A 5,749-nucleotide genomic window follows, 5' to 3' on the forward strand; every position below is an offset into this window, starting at 1 on the left:
TCGCGGGATAGCGTGCGGCGGATGCGCCGAACCGCTTCCTTTGTCACTTCCAGCGTGATCGGCGCATGGCCGGCGACCAGTTTCGCGGTTTCGTCGGCGCGGCGCTGCAACGTCTCGACATCGGGCACGATCTCGTTGAGCAGCCCAAGCCCCAGGGCCTCCGGCGCCTCGACGAGGCGCGCCTTGAAAATGAGGTCCTTGGTCCGCGCCGGTCCGATCAGGGAGACGAGTCTCGAGATGTTGGACATCGAGAGACAATTGCCAAGCGTGCGCGCGATCGGAAAGCCGATACGCGTGGCCGCGGTGCCGATCCGGATATCGCAGCATGCCGCAATCCCGGCGCCGCCACCGGTGCAGGCGCCCGCGATCGCGGCAATCACCGGCACCCGGCACTGCTCCAGCGTGCCGAGCACGCGGTCGATCCGCGCTTCATAGTCGAGCGAGTCCTGCGCGGTCTTGAAGGCGCGGAACTGCGAGATATCGGTGCCGGACGCAAACGCCTTGTCGCCCGCGCCGGTGATGATCAGCGCCTTGATCGAACGGTCGGCGTTGATGCTCTCGCAGATCGAAGCCATCTGCTCGTACATCGCAAAGGTCAGCGCGTTGCGCGCCTGCGGACGGTTGAAGGTCATCCGGCCGATGCCGTCCTGGACGGAATAGATCAGGTCTTCGTTGGCAGCTACGGGGGCGTTCATGTCGCGCTCTTTCTGTTTTTGATGGCAGCGGGCTTAACGCTTCACGCCACCGCCACCTTGGTTTGCGGCATGGCCACCACGTCGCGATTCTTGAGGATGTCCATCGCGGCAAGCACGCCGCCCGCGCGATGCGGCACCTTGGCAAGGTCGAGCCCCATCTCGACGCCGGACAGCGTCCCCATCAGCATCAGGTCGTTGAAGTGCCCGATATGGCCGATGCGGAATGCCCTGCCCTTCAGCCGGCCGAGGCCCGTGCCGAGCGACATGTCGAAGTTTTCCAGCACGGTCTTGCGGAACGCATCCGCATCATGGCCTTCCGGCGTCATGACCGCGGTCAGGGCCGGCGAATAGGCCTGCGGGTCGAGGCAAACGAGATCGAGACCCCAAACCTTGGCGGCGGCGCGCGTCGCGGCGGCGTGACGCTTGTGGCGGGCGAAGACGTTGTCGAGGCCTTCCTCTTCCAGCATCGCGATCGCTTCGCGCAGCGCGAACAGCAAATTGATCGCGGGCGTATAGGGAAACGTGCCGGCCTTGTTGATCTCGAGCATGTCGTGCCAGTCCCAATAGGACCGCAGCGAGGTGTTGGTCTTGGAGGCCGCGAGCGCCTTTTCGGAGATCGCGTTGAAGCTCAAGCCCGGCGGCAGCATCATGCCCTTCTGCGAGCCACCGACGGACACGTCGATCCCCCAAGCGTCGTGCTCATATTCGAGCGAGGCGAGGCCGGAGATGGTGTCGACCATCAGAAGCGCCGGATGATTGGTGCGGTTGAGCGCCTTGCGGACGTCGAGCGGCGGCGTGACGCAACTGGTCGAGGTCTCGTTATGGATGACGAGCACGGCCTTGATCTTGTGCGCCTTGTCGGCGGCGAGCCTCGCCTCGATCTCGGCGACGTCGGCGCCGCGGCGCCAGTCGGTATCCAGGAATTCGAGGTCGAGCTTGAATTTCTGGGCGATGCCCTTCCACAACACCGCGAACTGGCCGGTCTCGGCCAACAGCACCTTGTCGCCCGGCGAGAGCGTATTGACGATGGCGGCTTCCCAGGCGCCGGTGCCCGACGACGGAAAGATGATGACCGGCTGCTTGGTGCGAAAGATGCGCTGCATGCCGGCAAATACGGCGTGGCCGAGTTCGGCGAATTCCGCGCCCCGGTGGTCCAGGGTCGGCATATCCATGGCCCGCAATACCCGGTCCGGTATGTTGGTAGGGCCTGGAATCTGGAGAAAATGCCGTCCTGTATGCAGGGCCATTGGGCGTCCTTTCCCTGGAATCTCTCAAGCAAGCGCTCGACTATTGGGGCTTGTCCCGCACCCGGCCGATGCCGTCAATCCATAAGAATGGATAGACTTGCTGCCGGCCCGATGCGGGCCCCGGGCGGCAAGCCAAAAGGGTCCGTGAGGGGAAAATTTTCTCCTATTTCCGCGAGTTCACGGACGCACGTCAAGCACCCTGCTCCAGGGTAACAGACGAAGCATCAGCCGCTTCCAGCACCGACCGTTCTGGATCGAGCCAAAAGGCCCAGACGCAGGCCCCCATGACAAGCAGAACGGCTGCAACGATGAAGGGCGCTTGCCAATTGCCGTATTGAACAAGGAAACCGAATACGAGCGGCGAAAGCGCGCCGCCGAAATTGCCGGCCATGTTCATCATGCCGGAGACCGTTCCCGAATATTTGCCGCCGGCATCCATCGGGACCGCCCAGGAAGGACCGATCGTGCATTCCAGAAAGAACATGGATGCGGTCAGGCAATAGATGGCGGTGTAGGCGTTGCTCGTCAACGCGGCGGGCACGATGAAACTGCAGCATCCGAGCAGGCCCACGATTGCGACTGCGCGGCGCGCAAGTCTGGTATTGCCGGTCTTCTTCAATAGCCAATCTGTCGCCAGGCCACCGACCGTATCGCCCAGCACGCCTGCAAATAACGGCAGCGACGCGAACAGGCCGACCTTGATCAGCGTGAAGTGCCGGAATTCGAACAGATAAGACGGCAGCCAGCTCAAGAATATCCAGAGGCAATAGACGTAGGTGAAATAGGCGCACATGATCGCCCACATGTTCGGCGAACGTAAGAGCGTGCCCCACGGGACGGATGCGGCCTTGCGCTCGATGAAAGCCTGCTTGACCGCGCCCGTAGAGTCGACGCCGCGAATGTGCTTCAGCTCCTCGGAATTCACCAGCGAATGCTCTTCCGGCAAATTGCGATAGGAAACATACCACCAGATCGACCAGACCAGCCCGAGCGCGCCGCAGATATAGAAAACCGATCGCCATCCCCACGCGCTCATGATGAAGACTACCAGCGGCGGAGCAATCGCGGCGCCAAGGCGGCTCGCGCTATGCGTCAATCCCTGCACCAAACCACGCTCTTCGCGCGGATACCAAAGCTGCATGGAGCGCGTGGCCCCTGGAAAGGCGCCGGCCTCTCCAATTCCGAACAAAAACCGCACCACGATGAACGACGCCGCGCCGCTTGCCGCCGCGGTGACGGCCGTCATCACGGACCAGTACGCAACGATGGTCCCAATCACGGGCCTTGCGCCAAAGCGATCGCTGAGCCAGCCGCCGGGCACCTGAAACAGCGCATAGGCCCACACGAAGGCGCTGAAGATCACCCCCATGGTGATCTTGTCGAAGCCGAACTCCTTGCTGATGATCGGGGCCGCCGTCGAGATATTGACCCGATCCAGATAGGTGATGAGATACATCAGACAAATTAGGGCGAGGATGTACCATCGTCCCTTGCTGCGGCGCGGCTGTTGGCCTTCCATTTCAACTCTCCCTACGTGCTTCTCTTCGTTTTAGATCGACGGCGGCCGCTCGCGCAATTGCCCGAAAGATGCGGCCCGTCATCGGTGCGCATTCGCGCTCCCCGGCATCGCATTGAGCAGTGAGGCTAACCGCCGGCCGCCTTGAGCTCATTGCCCTGGGGGAGATCCTCCAGCGTCTTCATCGCGGCATCGACCCCGCCCGAGCGGTGCGGCACGCCGGCCGCCGACAGGCCCATCTCGACGCCCGAGAGCGCCCCCAACAGCGTGAGTTCGTTGCATTCGCCGAGATGGCCGATGCGGAACACCTTGCCCGCGACCTTCGACAGCCCGGAACCGAGCGAAATGTTGTACTTGTCCAGCGTGATTTTCCGGAACTTGTCGGCGTCGTGCCCCGGCGGCATCAGGACAGCGGTCAGCACCGGCGAATATTCCGCAGGCTCCTGACAAAGCACTTCAAGTCCCCAATGCGTCACGGCCGCGCGCGTCGCCGCCGCCAGCCGCTTGTGACGGGCGAAGACGTGGTCGAGCCCTTCTTCAAGCATCATCGCAATGGCCTCGCGTAACCCGTAAAGCAAATTGGTCGCCGGTGTGTACGGGAAGAAGCCGTTCGCATTGGGCTTGAGCATCTCCTCCCAATCCCAATAGGAGCGAGGCATCTTGTTGGTTTTGGACGAGGCGCGCGCTTTTTCGGAGACCGCGTTGAAGCCGAGCCCCGGCGGCAGCATGAAACCCTTCTGCGAGCAGCTCACGGTGACGTCGACCTTCCACTCGTCATGCTTGAAGTCGACCGAGCCGAGCGAGGAAATCGTATCGACCAACAGCAGCGCCGGATGGCCGACTTTGTCCATGACGTTGCGGATTTCGCCGACCCGGCTGGTGACGCCCGTCGAGGTCTCGTTATGCACGACCATCACGGCCTTGATAGTGTGCGCCTTGTCGGCCTTCAGCTTCGCCTCGATCTCGGCGGGGCTTGCGCCATGACGCCAGTCGCCGGGGAGAAAATCGACATCGATGCCCCATCGCGCCGCCATCTGCTGCCAGAGCGTTGCGAAGTGGCCGGTCTCGACCATCAACACCTTGTCGCCGGGCGAAAGCGTGTTGACGATCGCCGCTTCCCAGGCGCCGGTGCCGGAGGACGGAAACACGATCACCGGACCCTTGGTCTTGAAGATCTTCTGGCAGCCTTCGAACACCGCCTTGCCGAGCTCGGCGAACTCGGCGCTGCGGTGGTCGATGACGGGCATATCCATGGCGCGGAGCACGCGGTCCGGAACGGGGCTCGGGCCCGGAATGTTCAGGAAATGACGACCCTGGTGCTTGGTCACGGATTCCTCCCTCGTTTTAACTGAGCGTCCATATTGCATTCATTTTTGGATGCGGCAACGCCAAAATTGTGTACAAATAGGGTCGACGGAGCCCCCTCACCTCCCGTATGTTCCAGTCATGAAACAGATGATTCCGAACGACACGACGGCGCTTGCCCTGGGCGGCGAGAGCGCGCGGGAAGATCAATCCCTGCACGACGAAATTCTCTCGCGGCTGCGCGACCACATCGTCGAGGGCAACATTCCCGACGGCGGCCGTATCCCCGAACGGCAATTGTGCGAGATGCTCGGCATCTCCCGCACGCCGTTGCGCGAGGCGCTTAAAGTGCTGGCCGCCGAGGGCCTGGTCGAGCTGCTGCCCAACCGTGGCGCACGCGTCCGTGCGCTCAGCGAGCAGGATCTCGGCGAACTGTTCGACATCATGGGCGGGCTCGAGGGACTGGCGGGACGGCTTGCCTGCGAGCGCATCACCGAGGCAGAAATCGCTGAAATCGAGCGGCTGCACTATGAAATGTATGGCTTCTACCTGCACCGCGACATGCACGGCTATTTCCACGTCAATCAGCTGATCCATCAGAAGATCGTGGAGGCCTCGCGCAACGCGACGCTGCAGGCGTCCTACGCGAACATGGCCGGGCGTATTCGTCGCGTGCGCTATTCCGCCAACTTCGCCCGCAAGCGCGAACGCTGGGGCGAGGCGATGCGTGAGCACGAGACGATCCTGGAGGCGCTGCGCCGCCGGGCCGGCAACGAGCTCTCGGACATCCTGTTCAAGCACCTGCGCAATAAGCGCACCGCCGCGGTCGAACACCTCAACGACGGTGGCCCGACCGCATCCTAGTGCCCACTTTCCGAAGTTCGTGCTCCATCGCAGCACCCACCTTCACGAACTTCGGAAAGTCATGGGCACTAGCAAACTTATTGATTCTAGTACCGCTTTGTCGATCTGAAGTCCCTGATCGA

The 5,749-nt window shown here is 62.4% G+C and carries 5 protein-coding genes; 1 reads left to right on the forward strand and 4 read right to left on the reverse strand.

Annotation, left to right across the window (positions count from 1 at the left end):
• From WB528_RS22235 to WB528_RS22250, 4 genes are all read right to left on the reverse strand, one after another.
• The coding region (locus WB528_RS22235; protein WP_423890725.1) for an enoyl-CoA hydratase at window positions 1–695 on the reverse strand (695 nt) is incomplete at its 3' end.
• A gap of 41 nt (window positions 696–736) precedes the next feature.
• Window positions 737–1,942 carry a pyridoxal-phosphate-dependent aminotransferase family protein gene (locus tag WB528_RS22240; RefSeq protein WP_423890726.1) on the reverse strand — a complete coding sequence of 402 codons (1,206 nt, stop codon included), beginning with the start codon at window positions 1,940–1,942 and terminating at the stop codon, window positions 737–739.
• Between the two features lie 190 nt (window positions 1,943–2,132).
• Window positions 2,133–3,461: an MFS transporter gene (locus WB528_RS22245; protein ID WP_423890727.1), complete on the reverse strand. Its 1,329-nt coding sequence runs from the start codon at window positions 3,459–3,461 to the stop codon at window positions 2,133–2,135.
• A 125-nt stretch (window positions 3,462–3,586) separates the two neighbouring features.
• Window positions 3,587–4,786 (reverse strand): pyridoxal-phosphate-dependent aminotransferase family protein, encoded by a 1,200-nt coding sequence (locus WB528_RS22250; protein ID WP_423890729.1) that lies wholly within the window; start codon window positions 4,784–4,786, stop codon window positions 3,587–3,589.
• 118 nt (window positions 4,787–4,904) lie between these two features.
• Between WB528_RS22250 and WB528_RS22255 the strand changes: the two genes are divergently transcribed.
• Window positions 4,905–5,627, forward strand: a complete 723-nt coding sequence (locus tag WB528_RS22255; RefSeq protein WP_423890731.1) for a GntR family transcriptional regulator — start codon at window positions 4,905–4,907, stop codon at window positions 5,625–5,627.
• Window positions 5,628–5,749 lie beyond the last annotated feature (122 nt).

Source organism: Bradyrhizobium sp., assembly GCF_049586575.1.
Taxonomy (GTDB): domain Bacteria; phylum Pseudomonadota; class Alphaproteobacteria; order Rhizobiales; family Xanthobacteraceae; genus Bradyrhizobium.